This window comes from Micromonospora sp. CA-249363 (genome assembly GCF_050950185.1).
Lineage (GTDB): Bacteria > Actinomycetota > Actinomycetes > Mycobacteriales > Micromonosporaceae > Micromonospora.
In genome coordinates this window covers 4,133,635-4,154,639 of sequence record NZ_CP192020.1, presented here as the reverse complement: position 1 = coordinate 4,154,639, position 21,005 = coordinate 4,133,635, and the positions used below count along the sequence as shown (strand labels likewise).

The following is a 21,005-nucleotide window of genomic DNA, read 5'->3' as shown; positions in this document are numbered from 1 at the left end:
CATGCCCGAGGACTCGGTCGGCTCACTCCAGACGCCCGCCCCCCGTGGGCAGACGTTCGCCTCGCTGCACGTGTGGACGGACCTGCAGCCGTACGTCAGCGAACTGGTGGACAACACGGCGGAGACCGGCAACGCCTGGCACGACGCGGGGGCGGCCTTCGACAAGGCCGCCGCCGAACTCGCCCGCATCAACGACGAGTTCGACCGGATCAAGACGGCACTGGACCCGGGCTTCGTCGGCCAGGCGGGCGACGCGTTCCAGGAGCGGACAACGGAGCTGCTCAACCACAGCCGCGCCGTGCACGACCGGCTGGACGGGTACGGGCAGTTGGTCGGCGACGTCGGGCACGACATCAAGGTGTTCGCCACCGCCTTCTGGGAGGCGGTCGAGACGTTCCACCAGCTCACCGACCAGCAGGAGAAGCTGTTCGAGGGGGCGGTGTACGACGCGTACAGCGCTGTCGAGATGTCCCCACCGGCGGACATGTTGCAGAAGGCCCGCGACGCGGCGTACCAGATGGTCGAGCAGAACATCATGATGCCGCACATGCGGCAGCTGCTGATGACGCTGAGCGACAAGTACGTCATCAAGGGCGAGGCGCTGGACCCGCTGGAGATCACCCCGCCGAACGTGTTCACCAGCGCGGCGGACGACTCGTCCTCGTCGAACGGGGACGACGATTCGTCGTCCGACCAGGACGACGACGACTCATCCTCGGACCAGGACGACTCGTCCAACCAGGACGATGACTCCTCGTCCGGCCAGGACGACGACTCGTTGTCCGACGACTCCGACTCGGACTCCTCGTCGGACCGGGACGATCGGGACGAGGCCGAGGACCGGGCCGACGATGCGATCGACAACCTCCAGGACGCCGCGCCGGACGACAGCCTGGGCGGATCGAGCGGCGGCTCGTCCGGCGGGGGCCTCGGCGACGGCGCGCTGAACAGTGACGGCTCCGGTGCCGGTGACGGCTCCGGTGGCGGCTCCGGGTCGGGCGGCGGTGACGGTGCCGCCGAGCGGCAGGCCGCCCTTCAGGACGCGCAGAACGCAGCGAACGACGCCATCGACAGCCTCTCGAACCCGGGCGGCGGTACGTCCGGCAGCGGTGGGGCGCCGAGCGGGGAGACCTCCGGCGCGGGTGCGGGCGGTGGCATGCCGGGAATGGGCAGTGGCGGCAGCCCCGGGTCCGGCAGCTCGGGTGGCGGCAAGGGCAGCGGCAGCGGCGGGGGTCCGAGCAGTGGCAGCGGCCCCGGCAGTGGCGCTGGTAGTCCCGGCGGCGGCATGCCCGGCGGTGGATCGGGCAGCTCGGGTGGCGGCAAGGGCAGCACCGGCGGCGCTGAGCAGGCCCGTCAGAAGGCGCTGGATGACGCGCAGAAGGCGGCGAACGACGCGATCGAGGGCTTGCAGTCGGCCGGTGGTGGCATGCCGGGCGGCGGCTCCTCGGGAGGCGGCCTGCCGACCGAGTCCTCCGGCCCGTCCAGCGGTTCCGGCGGTGGCCCGGGAAGCGGCGGTGGACAGCCGTCCGAGGCGGCCCGGCAGCAGGCCCTGAACGACGCCAAGAAGGCCGCCGACGACGCCATCGCGGACCTGTCGGGCAAGTCCGGCGCGAGTGGCGCCGAGCGTCAGCAGGCGCTCGACGACGCTCGGGAGGCCGCGGACAAGGCCATCGAGGACCTGCTGGGCAAGGGCGACGCCAGCACCGGCGGTGAGGCTGTGCAGGATGCCCGGGACGCGGCCACCGACGCCATCGACGACCTGTTGGAGGAGAACGCGGCCAGTGACGCGGATCCCGAGTCCAAGGAGCAGCGTCGTGAGGCGCTCGAGGACGCCCGGGACGCGCTCGACGACCGCCTCGGCGACATGGCCCGGTCCACGGACACCATGGATCCTCAGGATGCCCGGCACGACGACGCGGTCCGCGAGGCCCGGGAGGCGGTCGACGCCGCGCTCGACGACCTGGTCGCGGACGCCGAGGCGCAGCCGGGTGAGAGCGCCGAGGAGAAGGCCCGGATCGAGGCGCTGGAGGACGCCCGCGAGAGCGCGACCGATGCTCTCGACGACCTGATCGAGGAGAACGGCGTCCACACCGGGGACGGCCGGCCCACCAGTCTCGCCGACTTCCTGCGGGGGACCGGCGCCGGTGCAGGCTCGGGCGGTGGCTCGGGCTCGTCCGGCGGGCTCGGCTCCGCCGGTGGCGGTGGCGGTGGCGGTGGCGGTGGCTCGGCGGGCGGTCCGGGCGGTGTGGGTACCGCCGGCGGCCCGCTCACCGACCTCCGTCCCGCCGTCCCGGTCGCGCAGGCCGGACCGGCCGGCCCGGGTGCCGTCGACCCGTCCGCCGGGCAGGGCATGCCGATGATGCCGCCGATGGGTCAGGGCCACGGGCACCAGCCGCCCCGCGACCGGGAACGCAGCATCTGGTTGGAGGGCGACGACGAGGCCTGGCAGGAGAACAGCGACGGAGCTTCCGCCGAGGCGATCGGGCGGCCGTCGTGACCGTCGCGTTGCTCCAGGAGGCCGTCGCCCGGCTGAGCCGTACCCCGCCGGCCGTCCTCTACGCGGCCGCGGACCGCTTCGAGGAGCGTCGGCAGACCTTCGCGGAACTCGCCGACCGGTACCGACGGGCCCTGCGCGACGCCGACGAGGCCTGCCGGACGTCCGGCTCGTCATCCTCGGTGCCGTCGTCATCCGCCCACATCGCGGCCGTGCTCGACCAACTCGCCACGACCGACTTCGCGAGCGCGCTGCGCCGGGCCGGCGACTCGCTGGCCGACGCCCGCGACCGGCTGGGCGACCTCGCCGCCCGCCAGGCCGCGCATCCACAGACGCGACCCGACGGGTACGACGTGCAGGGCCAGGTCGTCCTCTCGTCCACCGGAGCGGCGCTCCTGCGGGCCGGGCAGGACCTGCCGCCGCCGCCCCCGATCACCGCGACCGGCCGGGAGCTGACCGGATCGGCGCCCCCCGGAGTCGAGTTGTTCGCCGGCGACCTCGACCCCGACCGGGACGTCCCGCCCAGCCCGCCCGCTGCCGCATCGCCCGGCTCCGGCGCGCCCATGATGCCGATGATGCCGATGGGCGGGATGGGCATGGGCATGGGCGCGGTCGGCGCGCAACAGCGCGAGCGGCGTGTGGTCGTCACCGCGCCGGTCGACCCCGGCCCCTGGGCCGAATCGTCCGACGGTTGGGGAACCCCGGGACGCGGTCGGCCTTCGACACCCGTACGCCCCGAGAGGAGCCCGTCATGACCGACCAGCGACCACCCGGCGACGCGACCGCCGGTTTCGAGGCCGCCCTGCACACCCTCGCCGAGGAACGGGAACGCCTGGGGCGCATGCACGAGCAGATGGCCCAGGGCACGACGACCACCTCCAAGGACCGCATGCTCTCGGTCGCCGTGAACGCCCGCGGCGAGATCCTCAAGCTGACGTTCCACAACACCCGGTACCGCCAGATGGCCCCGGCCGAGCTGGCCGCGCTCGTCACCGAGACGATCGCGGCGGCCCGGGTCGAATCCCTGGCCCAGCTGACCGACGTCGCCGGCGACGAGGTGCTGCCCGGCATCTCGTTCCAGGATCTGGCCGGCGGCCGGGTCGACCTGGACCGGATGGTGAGCAGCTTCCTCAGTGCCTCGCTGGATGTCCTGCCGCCGGGCGCGGTCTCCGCGGCCGACCAGGCACGACTGCGGGGGGACCACTGATGGCTGAGATCACCTCCGCGGACATTCCCGGTGTGCACGGCGTGGCCGACCGGCTCGGCAAGGGCGGCGACCGACTCGGCGAAGCGCTCCGGGCGTTGCAGCGGGACCTCGACGCCGTGTACGGGTGCTGGGGCGACGACGACGCGGGCAAGTCGTTCGCCAACAACTACGTCGGAACCGCCGAACAGCAGCTCGCCGACATCGCCACGACGGTCGAGACCCTCGGTGGGGTCGCCGACAACCTGCACGTCATCGCCGACGCGTTCCAGCAACTCGACGCGCAGGGCGGCGGCTCGCTGGAGCTGACCAGCGAGTAGGAGAGGGTACGGAGGATTCGATGGCGGAGGATTCCGGGCCCGGGGTCGTCGACCTTCCCCCCGACCTTCAGCGGCTGCTGAAGGTCGTGGTCGGCATGGAGTGGCCCGAGGGCAACGAGGCGATGCTGCGGCGCATGCACGGGCTCTGGAGCGAGCACGGCCGCGTCCTGCGGGCGCTGCGCGAGGACATGCCCGGCCTGGGTCGTTCGCTCGGCGACTCGATGACCGGGTCGGCCGCCACCACGTACACCGATCTCGTCCGGTCCGACCTCCCCGGCGTCCTCGACGCCCTCGCCAGCGTCACCGACGAACTCGCCAAGACCTCGATGAACGCCGCCGCCGACATCCAGAAGACCAAGGTCACGATCATCGTGCAGCTGATCGTGCTGGCGGCGTCCATCGCCTGGCTGCTGGCCACCCTCTTCGGCGCGCTCTTCATTCCGGTGGTGGTGGCCACCGCGCGCGGCATCCTGTACGCGATCCTGCGGACCCTGGTCACGGAACTGGCCGCCGAGGTCGCCCTCGGCTTCGGTGTGGACCTCGCCACCCAGCTCGCCCAGATCGCCCGTGGTCTGCGCATCGGCGGCCTGGACACCCAGTCGTTGCTGGTGTCCGGCGTCGGCAGCGTGATCGGTGGCGTCGCCGCCGGCGCGGGCCGCCTCGTCGCCGGCGAGGCCGCCCGACACCTGGCCAACGCGTGGACGAGCACCACCCAGAGCATCACCGGGAACGGGATGCGCGAGATCAGGGACATCCAGTTCAAGGGCGCGTACGCCGCCATCTCCGCGACCGCGCAGGGCGCCGGCGGTGCCATCGCGGACGCCAGCACCGGCGCGATCTTCGGGCAGGCGTTCAACTGGGGCTCGGTGACCGCCGCGACGATCGGCGGCGCGTCCGAGGGCGGACCCTCCAACGGCAGTCACGGCGGCGGCGTGGGCGAGGTGGCCGTGCCGGACGTCGACGGCCTGCCCAGCTACGCCGAGGCGGTCGGCGACGCCGCCGACAAGCCCGGCGTCGAGGAGAAGCCCGGTCTCGACGAGAAGCCCGACGCGACCGCTCCGGAGAAGTCGGCCGGAACTGGCGGAGAGAAGGCGGGGGACGCTGTCGCCGATCGGTCCACCTCGGACGCCGCGCCGCAGGCGGTGGCGTCGGGCCCCACGGCCGGACCGGCCTCGGTGGGCACGTCCGCCGCCGGTCCGACCACCGCGCCGACGACGGCCGCTCGTGCGGGCGGGACATCCTCGACCAGTCCGCCGACGGCAAGCACAGGACCCGCCTCGGCCTCGGCTGCCCCGCCGTCGACGTCCTCCGCGCCGACGTCCTCCGCGCCGATGCCCTCAGCGGCCGCCGCAGCTTCGCCCTCCCCGTTGTCTGCGTCGTCTGCGTCGGCCTCCTCGGCTCCGGCGTCCGCGTCGTCGGGCCCGGCTGCGGCCTCCGCGTCGTTGGCGTCGACTCCGGCTGCGGCGTCCTCGGCTCCGGCCGCCGCTGCGTCGGCCTCCTCGGCCTCGGCTCCGGTGTCCTCGGCGGGATCGTCGTCCGGCGGCGTCGGGTCCGGTTCCACTGCCTCGATGTCGGCGTCGGGGCCGGGAGTCTCATCCGGTACGAGCCCAGGGGCGGGCGGCTCGGCGGGTACCGCTCCGGTGGCCGCCACCGCAGGCGGCAGCGCGGCGGGGGCTTCCACGTCCGGGACGACCGCCGGCAGCACACCGGTAGCCACGGTCGGCGGACCGTCGGGCGGGCAGACGGCCGGCGCTGCCACCGCCACCGGTTCGACGTCGACGACCACCTCGTCGTCACCCGCCGGTACGTCAACCGTCGCGGGTGCGTCGGTGGGTACGGCCAACTCCGCCACGGCGGCGCCTACCGCCACGACGGCGGCCGGCGGCAGTCCGACGGCTACTACGACGACGCCCGGCTCGACCACCGCCTCGACCCCGGGCTCGTCCGCTGGCGCTGCGACCGCCACGCCGACCTCGTCGGCCAGCTCGCCGTCGACGGGACCGACGCCGTCGACGTCCGCCTCCGGTGCGTCGGTCGCCGCGCCCGCCTCGGGTACGTCGACCGCCGGGTCGACGCCGACGGCAAGCGGTGGCTCGACGCCAACGTCGCTCAATCCACAGTCGACGTCGGCGCCGGGTGTTCCCCAGCCGACGGCGGCACCAGCGCCGACAGCCACGGCAGGCCCGCCGGTGGCACCGGCCGCCACCTCGACGACCGCCTCGACGTCGACCGCCGGCGCGGCGTCGGCGACGACTTCAGCGCCGGCCACGACCTCCGCCCCCACATCGACCTCCGCCCCGACGTCTGCCTCCACTCCGCCCACGACGGGGACTCCACCTGCTCCAACGCCACCGACCGTGCCCACCACAACGTCCCCGCCCGGAACCGCGATGTCGCCGCCCACGGCCCTCACCGCGACGCCGGCCACGCCCGGAACCTCGGCTGCCCCGCCCCTCGCGCCGGCGACATCAGCCACGACCCCGAACCCCGCGTCGACGGGAACGCCAGCCACGTTCCCGAACCCCGCGTCGACGGGAACGCCAACGACGACCCCGAACTCCGCGTCGACGGGAACGCCAGCCACGACCCCGAACCCCACGTCGACCGGGACGCCAACGACGACCCCGAACCCCGCGTCGACGGGAACGCCAACGACGACGCCGAACCCCACGTCGACCGGGACACCAACGACGACGCCGAACCCCACGACCGCGATGCCCTCGCCGACCACGACGGCGGGTCCGACCGCGACCCCAAGCCAAACCGCGACCCCAAGCCAAACCGCGACACCGAATCCCACGTCCACCGCGACGCCGTCCCCGACTGCGACGCCGTCCCCGACTGCGACGCCGTCCCCGACGCCGAGCCAAACGGCGGGTCCGACCGCGACGCCAGCTCCGACCGCGACGCCGAACCCCACGTCGACGGCGATGTCAGCCCCGACGCCGGCTCCGACCGTGTCGCCTGCCCCGGCGGCCACGCCGCCGACCGCCGTCGGGGACGCCTCGGCGGGCAAGCCGGTGCCAGTCGCGTCGACCGCTGATTCCGCGTCGGGTACCCGGCAGCACTCGCACACCGCCACCACCGGTCTGAGCGTGGCTCCGCACGTCACCGGGCCCGTGCCGACGACACCTGCGCGGGACGGTGGCGGTGGTGACGTGGGCGGTGTCGTGTTCGGGTACGCGGTGCCGCGTCCGGCCGAGCGTCCCCGTACCGACGGGGAACCGACCCCGACGTCGCCACCCGCGTCCGAGGAGTCGAGCAGCGCCGTACCGGCCGCCGCCGACGTCGCGGGTGCCGTGCCGGTGGATCGCAGCGGCTGGATCCCGGTCGGCGATCCGATCACGGTGGACCAGATGCGGGAGCGCTACCCGTACCTGGACCGGGTCAACCCGCTCCGGTCGCTGCTGAACTGCGTGTTCGCGGCGATCGTCACCGATCTGCTGGTGCGCGTCGGTGGGCGGGACCGGTTCGAGGCGCCCGCGTCGGTCGTCACCGAGGTGGGGGTGCTGGGCTTCTACGCGGGACGCCCCCTGCAGGAGGTCGACGGCTATCGGGCTGTCATCGACGCGATGCGCGCGTCACCAGTGGGGTCGCGCGGCGTCCTGGTCGTCAACGACGCCACGGGTTCGGTGGCGCACGCCGTGAACGTGGTGCGTGACGAGCACGGAGTGTTCTTCCTGGACGGTCAGACGAACGCGCCGGCGACCGTACCGCCGATGCCGTCGCGGGTCCGCTTCGTCGCCACCACCGCCGACGTGCCGGCGCCGGCCGTACCGGCGGATCCGGCGCCCGCGACGGAGCCGGACCTCGCGGGATCGGACCACGCCGCGCTGTTCGGCCTGCAACCGCTCGGCGGCCGGCCCCGCGACCTCGTCGCCGCCGTGCTCGCGGCGGCGGGACGCGACCAGGAGCCGGCGCCGGTGGCGCACCGCTGGGGTACGACCGATCCCGGCCGCCTCGCCAACGGCCTCGGGCTCCGCCTGGTCGTGCTGGGGGAGGACGGCGCGCTGCGGGCGTACGGCGATCCGGGGATGCCCGAGGCGTTCGTCGCGCGCAGCGGTGGGGGCTATCTGGCGTTGACGCCGACCGCTGGCCGCGAGCCGGAGTTGCCGGGTGACGGGGACGTCGAGGCGGTCGGGCAGCCACGGGGACTGACCGGCCGGGACGGCGCGGAGCCGGTACGCGCCGTGGCGTCGGAACTGCTCGACGCCCACGACGGCGGCCTCGGCCGGTACCGCTGGACGCTCGACGGTCACCAGGTGAACCTGGGCGCGCTGCTGACCCTGCCGTCGGTGCACCGTCACCTGCCCCGGCTGCTCGACGGCAACCTGGTGGTGCGGTCGGACCGGACCGGCCCGCGGGCACACCGCTACGAGCTGCGGCTGACCGGTCGCCGCGCGGACGGTTACGACCTCGGCGTCGACCACCTCACCAGCCGGGTCGACGTCACCGTGACCCTGCGCCGCATCGGCCAGGTACGCGGCAGCACCACCCGCGAGTGGCCGCGGACGGTGGCGCTCACGGAGGAGTTCACGCGGACCGTCCCGCTGCTGCCGCTGCCGCCGTCCGGGATGCCGGAGCCGACCGGCGTCCCGTTCCCGGTGACGGCCGATCAGCTCCGCAGCGGCGCGGTGACGGTCGGCGCGACCCGTAACCGGTCGGACCGGGCCCGGACGGACGGGTTCACCGACGCCGTACCGCTGGGGTTCGTGCAGCTCGGCGACCACTACCGCCTGGTGGCCCGGGCCGTCGGAGGCGAGGGTCCGCTGGAGCTGCTGCTCGACGTCACCGCCGTCGCCGAGCTGCGGGACCACTTCGCCGGGCCGGGTCTGGACGGTCTCGCGTCGTACGAGCGTCCGCCGGGGTACGCGGAGCCGACGCGCAGCCTCGGCCCGGCACCGGAGGGGGTCGACAACGTCAGGTGGGCCGACCCGTCCCTGGATCTCGACCGACCCCGGTGGGACGCGCTCACGGCGCTCGCCCCGGACGTGCCCGCCGCGCGCCTGTTCAGCTGGATCGCTGCGGTCGGCCGAGCACCCGGCGACCTCACCGCTCTGGCCGACCGGATCGGTGTCGCTCCCCGGGCGCTGCTGACCCTCGCCGTCGATGTCGGCGTCGACCCGCGGGCGCTGGCCGTGTTCGCCAGTCACCTCGCGCGGCTCGACGACGTGACCGTGCGGGAGCTGCGCGGCAGTCTCGACCCATTCGGCCGGATCACCGACGACGACGTGGTGGCTGTCGCGGACATCGCCGGCCGACTGGGGCTCGCCGCCGATGCTCTCCCGGCGCTCCTCGACTTCGTTCGGTACGCCGTGCCGTTCGACCTGCTCACCGCACTGCCGGACACCCTGCTCGCCGAGGCGGTGGCGGTGGCCCGGCTGCGGCACGACATCGACACCCGCCCCGACCGGGCCGCCGACGCGCTCGGCCTCGACGACCGTGACCAGGTCGAGGACCTGGCGATGGAGTTGGGCGTGCTGCCCGGCCACCTGGCGGTGATCGCGCCGGAGGTCCGCGACGCCGTGCTGCCGGACCTGGACGTGCCGGGTTCGAGCAGGGCACCGGTGGCCGGACGGGCCGAGGCCGTTCGCGCGAATCTGCGCCGCAGCGGCTACCTGCCGCACGACAACGCCGCCGGCCTCACCCGTCAACTGACCCTGGCCGGCCGGCTCGGCTTCCATCCCGGTCAGCTCTCCTTCCTGTTGCCGTCGCCGCACATCGTGCTGCTGTCCCACGAGTTCCTCGTCGACGTGCCGCTGCAACGGGTCGAGCTCACCCTGCGGCTGCTCGCCGAGGACCTGACCGGCCCGTCCGAGGCCCTGCTGACCGGTCTGCCGCGCACCACCGAGGTCAGCGACGCGGAGCTGACCGCGTGGGCGGGCTCGCTGACCAGCCTGGATGTCGTCGCCCAGGAACTCCGGGACGCCGCCCGCGCGCTGCTCGACCGGCCGTGGGGTGATCTGCGCGGGGCGACCGCGCTCGGTTACCGGGTTGGGTCGTCGGCGCTGAACCGCTTCGTCGACGTCGCCCGGGTCGCGGTGGCCAGCGGCCGGCTGCCGGTGGACCTGCTCCGCATCGCGCACCGGATGAACCTGTCGGCGGACACGGTGCTGGTCGCGGCCGGTGTCATCGGCACCGACCCGCGCTACCTGCACCCGTTCACCGCGCCGCTTCAGCGCAGTGAGCTGCCCGTGTCCGACCCGGACCACCAGAACGTGGTGGAGGTCGCCGCGCTGCTGCGGACGTACGCGGCCCGTCGCTCGCCGCTGCACGACGAGGCGTTGCGCGTACCGTGGATGTTCCGGCAGGCGGCGCGCGGCGTCGCCGGGGCGTGGGGCGCGGCGGTGACCCCGGCGGTCCTGACCACGGCTCTGGGCCGGTTGGGGCGCGCGGAGGTGCCCGAGTCCCACACCGACGTGTTGCGCGACCGGGGTGACCGGCTCCGCGAGGCGACGCAGCGGTTCGTCACGGACCTGCCCGCCGACCGGATCGGCCGTCTCGGTGATCTCGGCGGCCGTCTGAGGCGCTGGGCGGGAGGGTTGCGGCAGCTCACCGGCATGCATGGGGCCGTCGCCGCGGCGGCCACCGCCAACCGGGATCCGCTGCTCAACGCCGTGGAGGCGCGCGACCGGTTGGAACGCGAGATCATCCAGCTCCTCGACGCCTCCGCGCGGCCGGGGCCCGAGCTGCGAGCGGCGTGGGCCGAGCGCGACCAGGCGTTGCTGAACCTCACCGTCGAACCACCGGACCGCCTCGCCCGCACCCTGCCCGGGCTCTACCTCGCGGTCCTCACCGCCGACGCCCGGTACGTCCGGCTGCTGGCCGCGGAGGTGGCGACCAACCTGCGGCAGCGCCCTGAGCTGCGCGAACCGGACGGCACGCCGCACCCGGCCGCCGCCGAGCTGGGCAGCGCGGTCGAGGCGGTGGGCAGCGCGTTCGAAGCGGTCCTGCACGACCAGCCGTTCTTCCAGCGACCGGACGACCTCACCGCCCTGGAACTGGACGAACGTCTCGCCAACGCGCTGCCGGACACCCACGGCAGTGCCGTGACCGGTCAGCGCTCCGGTGAAGCGTGGATGGAGACGTACTGGTCGAGGCGTTTCGCCGACCCGCGGCTCGATGTGTACACCATCGCGCTCGACCACGAGGCACGGCCGTGGCTCGACCACCGGGCGGTCCTGGCGCTCGCCCGGGCCGCCGGTCAACCACCCTGGAGCATCTACGAGCTGGTGGCCGAGGAACTGGAGCGGACCCCGGTCGAGCTGCTGGACCCGGACAACCGGCACGGTATACCCCTCGACCGCCTGCTGGACTACGCCGCCCGCTGGTTCCTCGATCCGGCCGTCTTCGGGTTGCTCGACCGGGCGGCGCTCGCCGACGACGACCGGCACGCGGAGTACGCCACGCAGCTCGAGGAGCACCTGGACGCCCAGGGCAGCGCCGTCCGGCAGTTCGTGCTGGCCCGGGCGACGCAGGGCCGGTTCGCCGGTCCGCCGGCGGACACCCTGCTGTTCGACGATCCGACGGCAGTGGTGCTGAGCATGGGTCTGCCCCGCGCCTGGGGCACGGGTGACCCGGTCTCACCCGAGACTCTTATCGAGTTCGGCGAGCTCCAGGTGTCGCTGATCGACCTGATGGACGTCCGGGATTCGTCCCTCAGGTTGGGTGCCGAACTCGGCGTGCCGGCGATGTGGGCGGCACTGGTCGGTACGCGGATCGGCCGGGTGCCACTGGACGTCGCGGCGCACGCGGCGCGGCTCGGGGTGGTGGACCCGCTGCTGCTCTTCGCGCTGGTCGCCGAACTCGGCGTCGACCCCGCCGTGTTCACCTCGGCCGACGGGCTGCGGGCGCTCAACGACCCGGCCCCGGCGGAGGACCGGTACGCGCCGGTGCACGCCCTGCTGGCGGACCCGGTGACCGGCCCGCGACTCGCCACGGCGTGGACCCGGCCGGGGGCGCGGGTGAACCCGATACCGGACGGTGGCCGACCGCCCCGGCCACTGATCGAGTCGCTGTGGCAGATCCACCGGGTGACCGAACGCGTTCCCACCGATCTCATGAGGCTTGCGGCCAGCGCGTACCTGCACCCGGCGGTGCTCGCCGATGTCGCCGCCAGCCTGGGGATGGACCCGCGCACGGTGTCGGTGCTGGTGCAGTCCCTGCCGGACGCCCCGCCGCAGGACGCGACATCCACCGCGCCACGCGTGCCGCGTGTCGACCGGGCCGCCCGGGTACGCGACGTGGCGGTGGAGTGGGTGGACCGGCTCCAGCGGCGCTGGTCGGTGGCCGAGGACGAGATCGCCTCGCTCTTCCACTTCCTCCGGGGTGAGGGGCACACCCTCACCGTCCTCGACGACGGGTCGGCCGCCCAGGTCGCGGACCTGCTGACGCAGTGGCGGGCGGAACGCGCCGCCCGGCAGGGACGTTCGGCGATCACCACACCGGCGAACTCGCTCGACCTCGACGAGGTCATCAACGCCGCGGACGCCCCCGGCGTCCGGCCCACCGAGATCGAGGATCCGCCCGGTCTGCTGGACCTGCTGCGGGCCATCCCGGGCGTCGAGGTCACCGACTTCGCCGACACCGAGCAGGCGGACGCGGCGGCGGCGCAGTGGCAGGCGGACGTGGCGGCGCAGTGGCAGGCGGCCGCGGACCGGGCCGACGACTCGTCCGACACCGACACGGACAGCACGGTGGACGCGCAGACGCCCGCGCGCCGGTCTCCCACCGAACCGGGAGCGATCGGCGACCCCGACACCCCGTTACGCCCCCGACTGTCGGCCGGCGATCTCGTCGGGCGAGCGCTGCCCGGTCTCGGTCGGGTCGGTGGCCGGGACCCGGAACGGTTGCGACAGTGGGTGGCCGCGGTGGAGCCGGACCGGCCCGGCGACGAGGTCACGCTGAGCGAGACGGACTGCGTCATCCGGGCGTACGCGGCGTTCGTCGCCCTGCACGGCCGCAGCGCGAACGTGGTCGACAACCGGGCCGCCGCCGCTCCGCAGTCGATGACCGTCCGGGACCTTCAGGATCTGCTGGACGGGTCACTGACCCGGTTGACGGACTGGCCCGCGCTGGTCGACGGGCTGCGTGGCGCCCCCGGCGCGCTGGCGCTCATCCACCTGCCCGCGAACGACCTGGTGCTCGCCCCGGATGCAGGCCCGGCCCGGGGGCACGTCTTCTGGCTGTGGTCCGACGACCGGACCGGGACGCCGACCCTGCGGGTGATCGACACGCAACGCGCCGGCCTGCTCGCCGACGAGGCGTTCGCCGGGACGCCGAGCAGTCGGTGGGAGCGGGCGCTGACCGGGTACGGCGTCCGCGCCCTGCTGCTCGACGCGGACGGCCGCCCCGGCACGCTGCCGACGCCGGACGTTGCCGGCCGGCCACCGACGCAGTCGACGCCCGACGTCGACGGCCGGCCGTCGACGCAGCCGGTGCCGGACCGGTCCGACCTGGACGCGGTGACCCTGGCGTCGCGCTCACCCGCCGAGCCGGGCGTGCTGGGCCTGCCGGGAACGCGCCACGGGACCGGCTCGGACGCCGTGGCCGCAGCCCTGGCCCTGCCCGGCCGGTCCACCGGCCGCGACCCGGGCCGGTTGCGTGCCTGGGTGCGTACGGTCGAGTCGCAGCGCCCGCAGATGGTGTTGCAGCACGACGTGGCCCGCGCGTACGGGGCCTTCGTCGCGATGCACGGCCGGGCGGCGAACGTGGTGGACAGCCGCCGGTCCCCGGACGTCGTCCGGCTCACCCTGCCCGAACTCCAGCAACTCCTCGGCGGTGCCGTGCGGGCCCTGAACGACGTACCGGGCATGCTCACCGCGCTGCGCGGCGCGCCCGGCGCGATGGCCCTGGTGCACGTACCCGACCGCGACCGCGTCTTCTGGCTCTGGTCGGACGACACCGGCGACGCCCCGATCGTGCGGGTCGTCGATCCCACCCATGCCGGGCTGTTGGACCGGCCCACGCCCGGGGTCCTTGACCGGATGCTGCGCACGCCCGGCGTCACCGTCCTGGGGCTGGACGCGGACGGACAGCCCGGCGGCCAGGGCCCGGCCGACACGCTGCCGCCGCCCGCCGCGCCGGCCCAGGGGCCCAACGTGCCCTGGTACCTCGAGGACGGCGCGCTCGGCCAGTTCACCGTGCTGGCCGCCGGGCGACCGGCGAGCGCCCGCGTCGCCGCCGCGCAGCTCGCGAGAGGCCTCGCGGCCAGCCTGCCCGTCCTCCCCGGCGTGCCGGCCCACCACGCGGAGGCGATCCGGGTCGAGATACGGCGGGAGATCGCCCGGGCGCTGACCGCGCCGGAGCGCGGCACCGGCCCGGCCGACGCGGCGTACGAGCAGTACCTCGAACACTGGGACGAGCGGCTCACCAGCGGCACCCACCTCAGTGTCGGCAACCGTCTGGTCTGGATCCTGCCGGTGCCCCGGGTGGCCCGCCCCTCGCCACCCGCACCCGAGCAGGACGCCACGATCTACAAGGTCAGCTTCGGCTCGACGTCCCGAGGCTGGAGCAGGGACAGCGAGCGGCCGACCGGCGGCATCTTCAGCCCGGACACCGCGCTCGGCGGCATCAGCCAGTACCTGACCCGGGTGATCTTCCAGATGCCGGACATCACGTTCGGAAGCAACCGCGAGCACGGCAGCTCCGAGGGGCGCAAGGTGCTCGCCGGCCGCCAGATGTTCGTCACCGACACCACCCCGTTCCAGGCCGGACTGGCCTTCAAGGTGTACGTCGACGGCCGCCTCTGGACCACCACGCGAACCCTGCCCGCGCACGAGGACCTGCTGCTCATCCAGTTCCCCACGCCGTACACCGACCCCGCGAACGGGCAGTACCGCCCGGCCCGCGCCGCCGCTTCCGTCGACGGCTCACCACCTCGCACCTCGTACGCCGATCGGGTGTTCAACGCCCTGGCCACCGAACAGTTGATCACCAGCTGGCACCGGGCCCTGCGGGAGAGCCTCGACGCGGACGCGGCCGCCGACTTCGCCCGACAGGGCGTGGCGCAACTGCTCAACGAGCGGACCGCGCTCAACCGCAACCGACGCCTGCTGCACGGCTCGGACCGCGCCACCGGCCTGCACCACGGCAGCACGACCATGTCGCTGCACCTGATGCTCCAGCCGATGAGCCTCCAGCACCTCGGTGACACGCCGGACGTGGCGGTCCGCGACGACCTCGGCGTCATCGCGGAGACCGGCACCAGCGCCGACGGCAGCCGGAGCGTCGCGATCGCCGGCGAGATCGCGTCATACGGCATCAGTCACATCGCCCGTGCGCTGCCCACGCCAGGCGGGAAGCTGCCCAAGGACAACAGGTTGCAGGGCACGGTCAGCGGTGAGCTGGGCGGCAGCGTCGGCCGCGACGCGGGCGTCGAACTCGGCGAGAGCGTGCTCAACCACACGGTGTTCAAGCGCACCGCCGCGCAGACCCGGTACCGCCAGCAGTTCGAGGCGGTCCTGGTGACCCGGCTCAGCTCCGGCGAGGTCCGGCCGGTGGTGCTGCTCGGCATGCCCGGTGAGGTGGCCGTCTGGCAGGACCAGCGTGGCGCGTACGAGCAGGCGTTGCTCGGCGCACCCATGGACGGCCCGATCGTGGCGGTGCCGCCGGCGCCTCGGCGTATCGGCCGGCTGGTCGACGAAGATGAGGTCCGCGACCGCCTCGGGCCGCGCGCCGTCGAGGTGCTCACCGGTGGCCGGGTCGTCGACCCGAAGACCCGACGGCTGATGCCGAGGGTCGAGACGCCGCAGCTGCGGGGCCGTTATCCGGCGACGGCGGTGCCCGGCGAACCCCTGGCGCTGGCCACCCGACGCGGACTGGGCCCGAGCGCGCCCCTGTCGCTGCCCGGCGCCGAGGTGGTGCTCGACACCGCCACCGAGGGGCTGCTCGCCCTGTCGCACCGCGACGAGCTGCCCGTCGACGTCATCGAGGACCTGGAGATCCACATTGGTCGCGACGCCATGGAGGCGGATCCGAGTCGATTCCAGACGGGCGATCCGTTCCAGGTGACCATCGGCGGCGTCCCGTACGACGTGCTCGTCATCGCCTATCTCGAGGAGTTGCGCGATACGGTCGCCTATCCGATGGACGTCAACCTGCGCGCCCTGCAGGGCAGCTCGGTGGAGGGCTCGGTCGGCACCTCCCACGGCCTGGGCGGTGGCGTCGGCGGTGGTCTGCTCGTCCCGCTGCCGCTCGAGGAGTGGAAACTTCAGCTCGGGCGGGCCGAACTGCAGGGTGACTGGGAGTGGGCCCGCTCCGACGCGTACGACGGGGCGGTCAAGCACTACCGGCGCACCGAGACGACGCGGGGCGTGACCGAACTCCGCTACCGGGTGATCTACGAGGTCGTGTTGCGTCAGGGGACGCAGCCACGGGTCACGTACCTCATCGGCGACGACTCGAACGACCCGGACGAGCCGGACGTCACCGCGCTGCGGACCGTGGTGCCCGACGAGCACCGGTTGGACCGGACGGTCACACCGCGCGAGCAGGACCTGGCCGGCCGGGTGACCACCGTGACCTTCCGGGAGTGGAACCGGGCCAACCCCATCCCGTACGAGGACGAGTCCGCAGCCGGGGTGTTCCCCTTCCTGCCCGGGCTGCCCGAGGTGGCGGCTCAGGCCGCTCACGCGTACGCGCAGATCAACAACCTGGATCGCCGGTGGTTCGCGGAACCGCTGAACTGGCCGCGTCCGCTGTGGGGCCTGGGCATCGCCAGCCAGGCCGCCGGGCACCTCGCCGAGATGAGCGACCGCTACGGCTGGCTCGTCGCGCTGCCCGACGAGGGAGGGCACCACCAGGCGGTACGGGTGCAGATGCGGGCGTTCAACCCCGAGCAGACCCGGCCGCCCTCGGACGTCGAGATCGAGCACTACCAGCAGTTCAGCGCCGGCCACAAGTGGTCGCACGACACCGGCAGGAGCGCCGGGATCAGCATCTCCACCGGTCCGGTCTTCCCCCTCGGCGGTTCCGGCAAGGTCGACGATCCGACCGACCGGGTCGCGCCGTCCGACCCGTCCGGCCCGACCCGGCGGCAGGTCGGCGGCGTCGGCGGCGGCGGCGGACCGCTGCCCGGTGGTGACACCGCGGGCGAGGGCGGTCTCGGTCGCCTCGCCTTCGGTCCGTCCGGCGGCTACCGGTGGTCCCGCGAGGACGGGGTGTCCGACGAGTCCGGCTACATCGACATCACCCGGGCCACCTACGGAGGACTCACCCAGCACTATCGCAGCGACCTCGTCTTCAAGATCACTGCGGAGCGGTGGGACGGTGAGCAGGGCGAGGTCACGAGGATTGTCCGCTACCTGCGCGTCAACCTCGGCAAGGACTTCATCGCGCCGGACCGGCTCGCGGCGGCGCTCGGCCTGCCCGGCGCCACCGCCATCTCGCCAGCCAGCCCGCCGGCCCGTCGCCCGTTCGACCCGGAGCCCGTCCGCGCGTGGTCGCACCCGGAGCGGCTCGACACCCGCGCCGTGCTGCCCGCCGTCACCCGCGCGCTGTCGGTCTGGAAGCTGCTGCCGCGCCGTGCCGACCCGGTCGACCTGCCGCCCACGCTCCTGGTCCGCGCGCTCACCGCCCGGCTGCGGCCCTCCGCCCTCGAAGGACAGTTCGCCACCCTGACCGGCGCGGGCCTGCGGGTGTGGCAACCGATCGTCACCGACGGGAAGCTCCGGTTCCTGCTCGTCCAGGTGACCGGCGACCTCCAGGCGCCGACCGCCGACCTACCCCGCGGCGACGTCGCCCTGACCGAACGCAGCGAGGCGGTGACGGCGCACTCGACCGACACCTCGCACTCGGGCACCCTGCACGTGGGCGGTCGGACCCGCGCCCGTGGCGAGATCTCCTCCAAGGCGGACCTGGCCGGCGAGTTCCGGGCCGAGTGGCAGCGCACCACCGGCGTGGGCAGCGGCCTGGCCGACGAAACCAAGGACATCATGCGGCTCGGCATCAAGAAGTCGCACGAGTTCACCCAGCCCATCATCTTCCGGATCGACATCGGCCTCACCACCGAACTTCCGGAGCTGATCCGGTTCCTCGCCACGACCAGCGCCAACCTCTACCGCGCTCTGGAAGGGCTGGTCCTGCGCGACGCCGGTTCGTGGAGCCGCTGGTCGGCCGACGCGCCGGTGCTGGGTCGGGCGGCGTGGTGGGAGAAGACCACCACCGTCACCGGCATCACCGGCGACGGCCGGCTGGTCGTCCCCGCGTACCTGACGATCGCGAACCTACCCCCGGCCGCCACCGGCCCGGTGGACGGCAGTTGGGCGCCGGCCGGCCCGTCGCGGGCGGCGGCGCAGCCGGCGGTCCGGGTCGAGCGGGGCCCGCACCCCGCGCCGCCCGCCCTCAACGCGGCGGTGCTCGCGGACCCCACCTTCAACCCGCAGTCGATGCGCCCGATCGCCCGCGCCATCCACGCCTGGGCCAAGCTGGTCACCGAACCCCTGCGGAGGTGGCCGGCGACGTTCGACGGGAGCCGTCCGCCACGGATCGCCCGCAAGGGCCCCCTCAGCTCCCTGGAACGCGACGTCGCCCACCACACCTCGGACCGCCAGCTCAACCGGCGGTTCGACGAACTCTTCGAACACCGGTACCAGGTCGGCGACACCGGCATCCGGCTCGGCGTTGACCTCAGGGCCGCGTCGTTCAACGTCGACCTCAGCCCGGACGGCGCCGTGCGGCCCCGTGGTTTCGCCCACAAGGGCCGCACTTACCGGCAGCGGGACACCAAGCCCAGCTACGAGGTCTCCCAGAGCACCAGCTCCTCGGTGGGCGGTGGAGCGACCCTGCGTGGCACGTCCGGCAACATCCGTACCGGTCCGGGTGGTTCCGGCTATCGCGGGTTCGGCGGCGGCCGGGGGTACGAGGGCGAGACCAGCAACGTCGGTGAGCGCAACAGCGAACGACGGGCCGATTACCACCTCATGCGATACGACGTGACGCTGGTGATCTACCCGCCGGGCGATCCGGGTCACCGCCTGCTGATCGACCGGGACGGAGGCCTGTTCGCGGTGACGACCGTGCGGCCGGACACCAACTACCAGCCGCCGGCCCGGTTCGCGCCCACCGTCGTCGACCCCGTGCAGGGCATGGAGCTGGGCAGCCGGATCGACACCACGCCCACCGCCCCATTGGCGGCGCCGTCGCCGGCCAGGATGGACGAGCCGGCGTTCCGGCGGATGGTCGACGAGGTGGCCGACGCCGGTAACGCGGCGTCCGTCCGCACCGGTCTGCTGTCGCTCGCCGAGTGCCTCGCGCTGGCCGAGCGGATGGTCGCCCGGCTCTACCCGTCGGCCAGGCCGGAGCTGCACGCCCTGCGCCCGAGTCGCACCCGGGAGGCCGACGCCGCGGCGTCCTGGCTGACCGGGCAGACCGACTGGACGCCCGTCACAGGCTGGCAGACGGTCGAGTCGGATCTGCGGGACCGGCCCGCCACGACGGCCGTCGTGCTGCTGCAACGACCGAACCAGACCGTGCACCACATGTTCCTCGCACACACCCTCGCGAGCGGCCAGGTGCTCTGGGCCGATCCGAGCCGCCCACCGGGTGAGCGGGTCTTCGCGCGTCCCGGGCCGTTCGCGGACGCCCGGTTCGAGTCGGCCATCGCCGCCCGTGTCCTCGTCATCGGCGCGGACGCGACCGTCGCCCCCGGCCGGACCAGCCCGGAATCCGCCTCGACCGCGCGTGCCGTGGTGGACGCGCCGCTGGGCCACGACGTGCGAGGCAGCGTCCCCGTCCGGGGAGCCGTGCGGCCCTCGGTGGTCCCGCCGCCCTCCTCGACCGGCGACGGGCCACCGGCTCCGAGCCCTGTCACGCCGGTGGCGCAGCCCGACGCCGAGCCGCCCGCGCGGGTGGTGGTCGACGTCGCGGCGGTACGGGCCACCCTGCACGACCGGGCGGTTGCCGGCGACGACCCGATCCCGTACCGGACGGGTCAGGTCCTCACCGGCGCGGACGCCGCCGGCCTGAGCCTGACCCTGCGCACGGCCGGCCCGGTGGACGTGGCCGACCTCTCCGGTCGGCTGGCCGACCCGAGCACGGTGACCACCGGGCCGGACGGCCACGCCGTGACCCTGCGCCTGTCCGACACCCGCGACACCTGGGCGGACCTGCGGGCCGTGGCCCGGCACGTCCGGGCCTCCGGTGCGGGGATCCGGTCGGCCACGATCGACGCCGTGCTCGGGCCGGGCGAGCACACCGCGCTCGCCGCGTTCGTGTCCACCCACCACGCGGCCCTCGCCCGGATGGTCGGTGTCACCGAGGCCACCGGGGACGCGCTGCGCGCCTCGATCAGCCGGTCGAACCTCAACCTCGGCATCCTGCAGGCCCAGATCCGGCTGGTGCACGCGCTGCGGGGCGCCGGTGGAGCGGCCGCTCCGGTGTGGCTGGGCAACCACCACTACTGGTGGCACGACGACGAGCCGGTGGCCGTGTCGCACGAGGCACGCCGCCTGCTCGAGGCCGTCGCCGCCGTCCTGCCCGACGACCCCACGGATCTGATCGCCCTCGCCCTGCTCGCCGACGACGTGAACCACGGACCGGCCGTCCCCGTTGGTCAGTCATGACGATCCGCATGATCTCGGCCGACGGCGGCCGGCACGTACTGGCGGAGCAGCCCGCGGATCTGCTCGCCGAGCTGATCGGCGGGTACGCCCGCCTGCCGTCGCGGCACCGCCGTGCCGCCCGGGTCGCCCACGCGCAACGCTCACTGGCCCGGATCCGGCAGCGGCTGGCCGCCGGGTTCGGCCCGGACGCCGTACCGCCGACGGTCCTCGTCGACGTGCAGCACGACGCGGCCGACGGGCGGCACCGCGACGACGCCACGATCTGGTTGGACACCGAGGACGACGAGCGCTACCTGCGCTCGCTGGCCGTTGCCGGGGAGATCGTCCTGACCGTGGGGGAGGGGCATTCGCGAGGGATGTCCCCCGACTTCGCGGGGGCGAGCGGTGACGGCGACCCGACCGCGCCCGTGCGCTGATAGGAACCG

At 74.1% G+C, this 21,005-nt stretch carries 8 protein-coding genes; 6 read left to right on the top strand and 2 right to left on the bottom strand.

The features are described from left to right. Position 1: 1 nt before the first annotated feature. Genes ACQPZK_RS18875 through ACQPZK_RS18860 form a run of 4 tightly spaced genes read left to right on the top strand, consistent with a single transcriptional unit; the run spans position 2 to position 4,018 of the window. Positions 2 to 2,497, top strand: a complete 2,496-nt coding sequence (locus tag ACQPZK_RS18875) for a hypothetical protein (protein WP_433534250.1) — start codon at positions 2 to 4, stop codon at positions 2,495 to 2,497. Next, positions 2,494 to 3,249 carry a hypothetical protein gene (locus ACQPZK_RS18870; protein ID WP_433534249.1) on the top strand — a complete coding sequence of 252 codons (756 nt, stop codon included), beginning with the start codon at positions 2,494 to 2,496 and terminating at the stop codon, positions 3,247 to 3,249. The genes ACQPZK_RS18875 and ACQPZK_RS18870 overlap by 4 nt, the downstream gene beginning before the upstream one ends. Continuing rightward, positions 3,246 to 3,701, top strand: a complete 456-nt coding sequence (locus tag ACQPZK_RS18865; protein ID WP_433534248.1) for a hypothetical protein — start codon at positions 3,246 to 3,248, stop codon at positions 3,699 to 3,701. Before ACQPZK_RS18870 ends, ACQPZK_RS18865 begins: the two co-directional genes overlap by 4 nt. Continuing rightward, entirely contained in the window at positions 3,701 to 4,018 is a 318-nt protein-coding gene (locus ACQPZK_RS18860; RefSeq protein ID WP_433534247.1) for a hypothetical protein, read from the top strand. Before ACQPZK_RS18865 ends, ACQPZK_RS18860 begins: the two co-directional genes overlap by 1 nt. A 67-nt stretch (positions 4,019 to 4,085) precedes the next feature. Here ACQPZK_RS18860 and ACQPZK_RS18855 read toward each other — a convergent pair whose 3' ends face one another. After that, a complete protein-coding gene (locus ACQPZK_RS18855) occupies positions 4,086 to 4,931 on the bottom strand; it encodes a hypothetical protein (RefSeq protein WP_433534246.1) in 846 nt (281 codons plus the stop codon). A 60-nt stretch (positions 4,932 to 4,991) separates the two neighbouring features. Further along, on the bottom strand, positions 4,992 to 7,103 hold the full coding sequence (locus ACQPZK_RS18850; protein WP_433534245.1) for a hypothetical protein: 2,112 nt from the start codon (positions 7,101 to 7,103) through the stop codon (positions 4,992 to 4,994). A gap of 73 nt (positions 7,104 to 7,176) precedes the next feature. Between ACQPZK_RS18850 and ACQPZK_RS18845 the strand changes: the two genes are divergently transcribed. Continuing rightward, entirely contained in the window at positions 7,177 to 20,580 is a 13,404-nt protein-coding gene (locus ACQPZK_RS18845; RefSeq protein WP_433534244.1) for a toxin glutamine deamidase domain-containing protein, read from the top strand. Beyond that, positions 20,577 to 20,996: a hypothetical protein gene (locus tag ACQPZK_RS18840; protein ID WP_433534243.1), complete on the top strand. Its 420-nt coding sequence runs from the start codon at positions 20,577 to 20,579 to the stop codon at positions 20,994 to 20,996. The genes ACQPZK_RS18845 and ACQPZK_RS18840 overlap by 4 nt, the downstream gene beginning before the upstream one ends. The last annotated feature ends 9 nt before the right edge of the window (positions 20,997 to 21,005 follow it).

Bases quoted from the DNA above. Each gene is read 5' to 3' on its own strand.
- ACQPZK_RS18875 (WP_433534250.1), top strand. From the start codon at position 2: ATGCCCGAGGACTCGGTCGGCTCACTCCAGACGCCCGCCCCCCGTGGG.
- ACQPZK_RS18865 (WP_433534248.1), top strand. From the start codon at position 3,246: ATGACCGACCAGCGACCACCCGGCGACGCGACCGCCGGTTTCGAGGCC.
- ACQPZK_RS18860 (WP_433534247.1), top strand. From the start codon at position 3,701: ATGGCTGAGATCACCTCCGCGGACATTCCCGGTGTGCACGGCGTGGCC.
- ACQPZK_RS18840 (WP_433534243.1), top strand. From the start codon at position 20,577: ATGACGATCCGCATGATCTCGGCCGACGGCGGCCGGCACGTACTGGCG.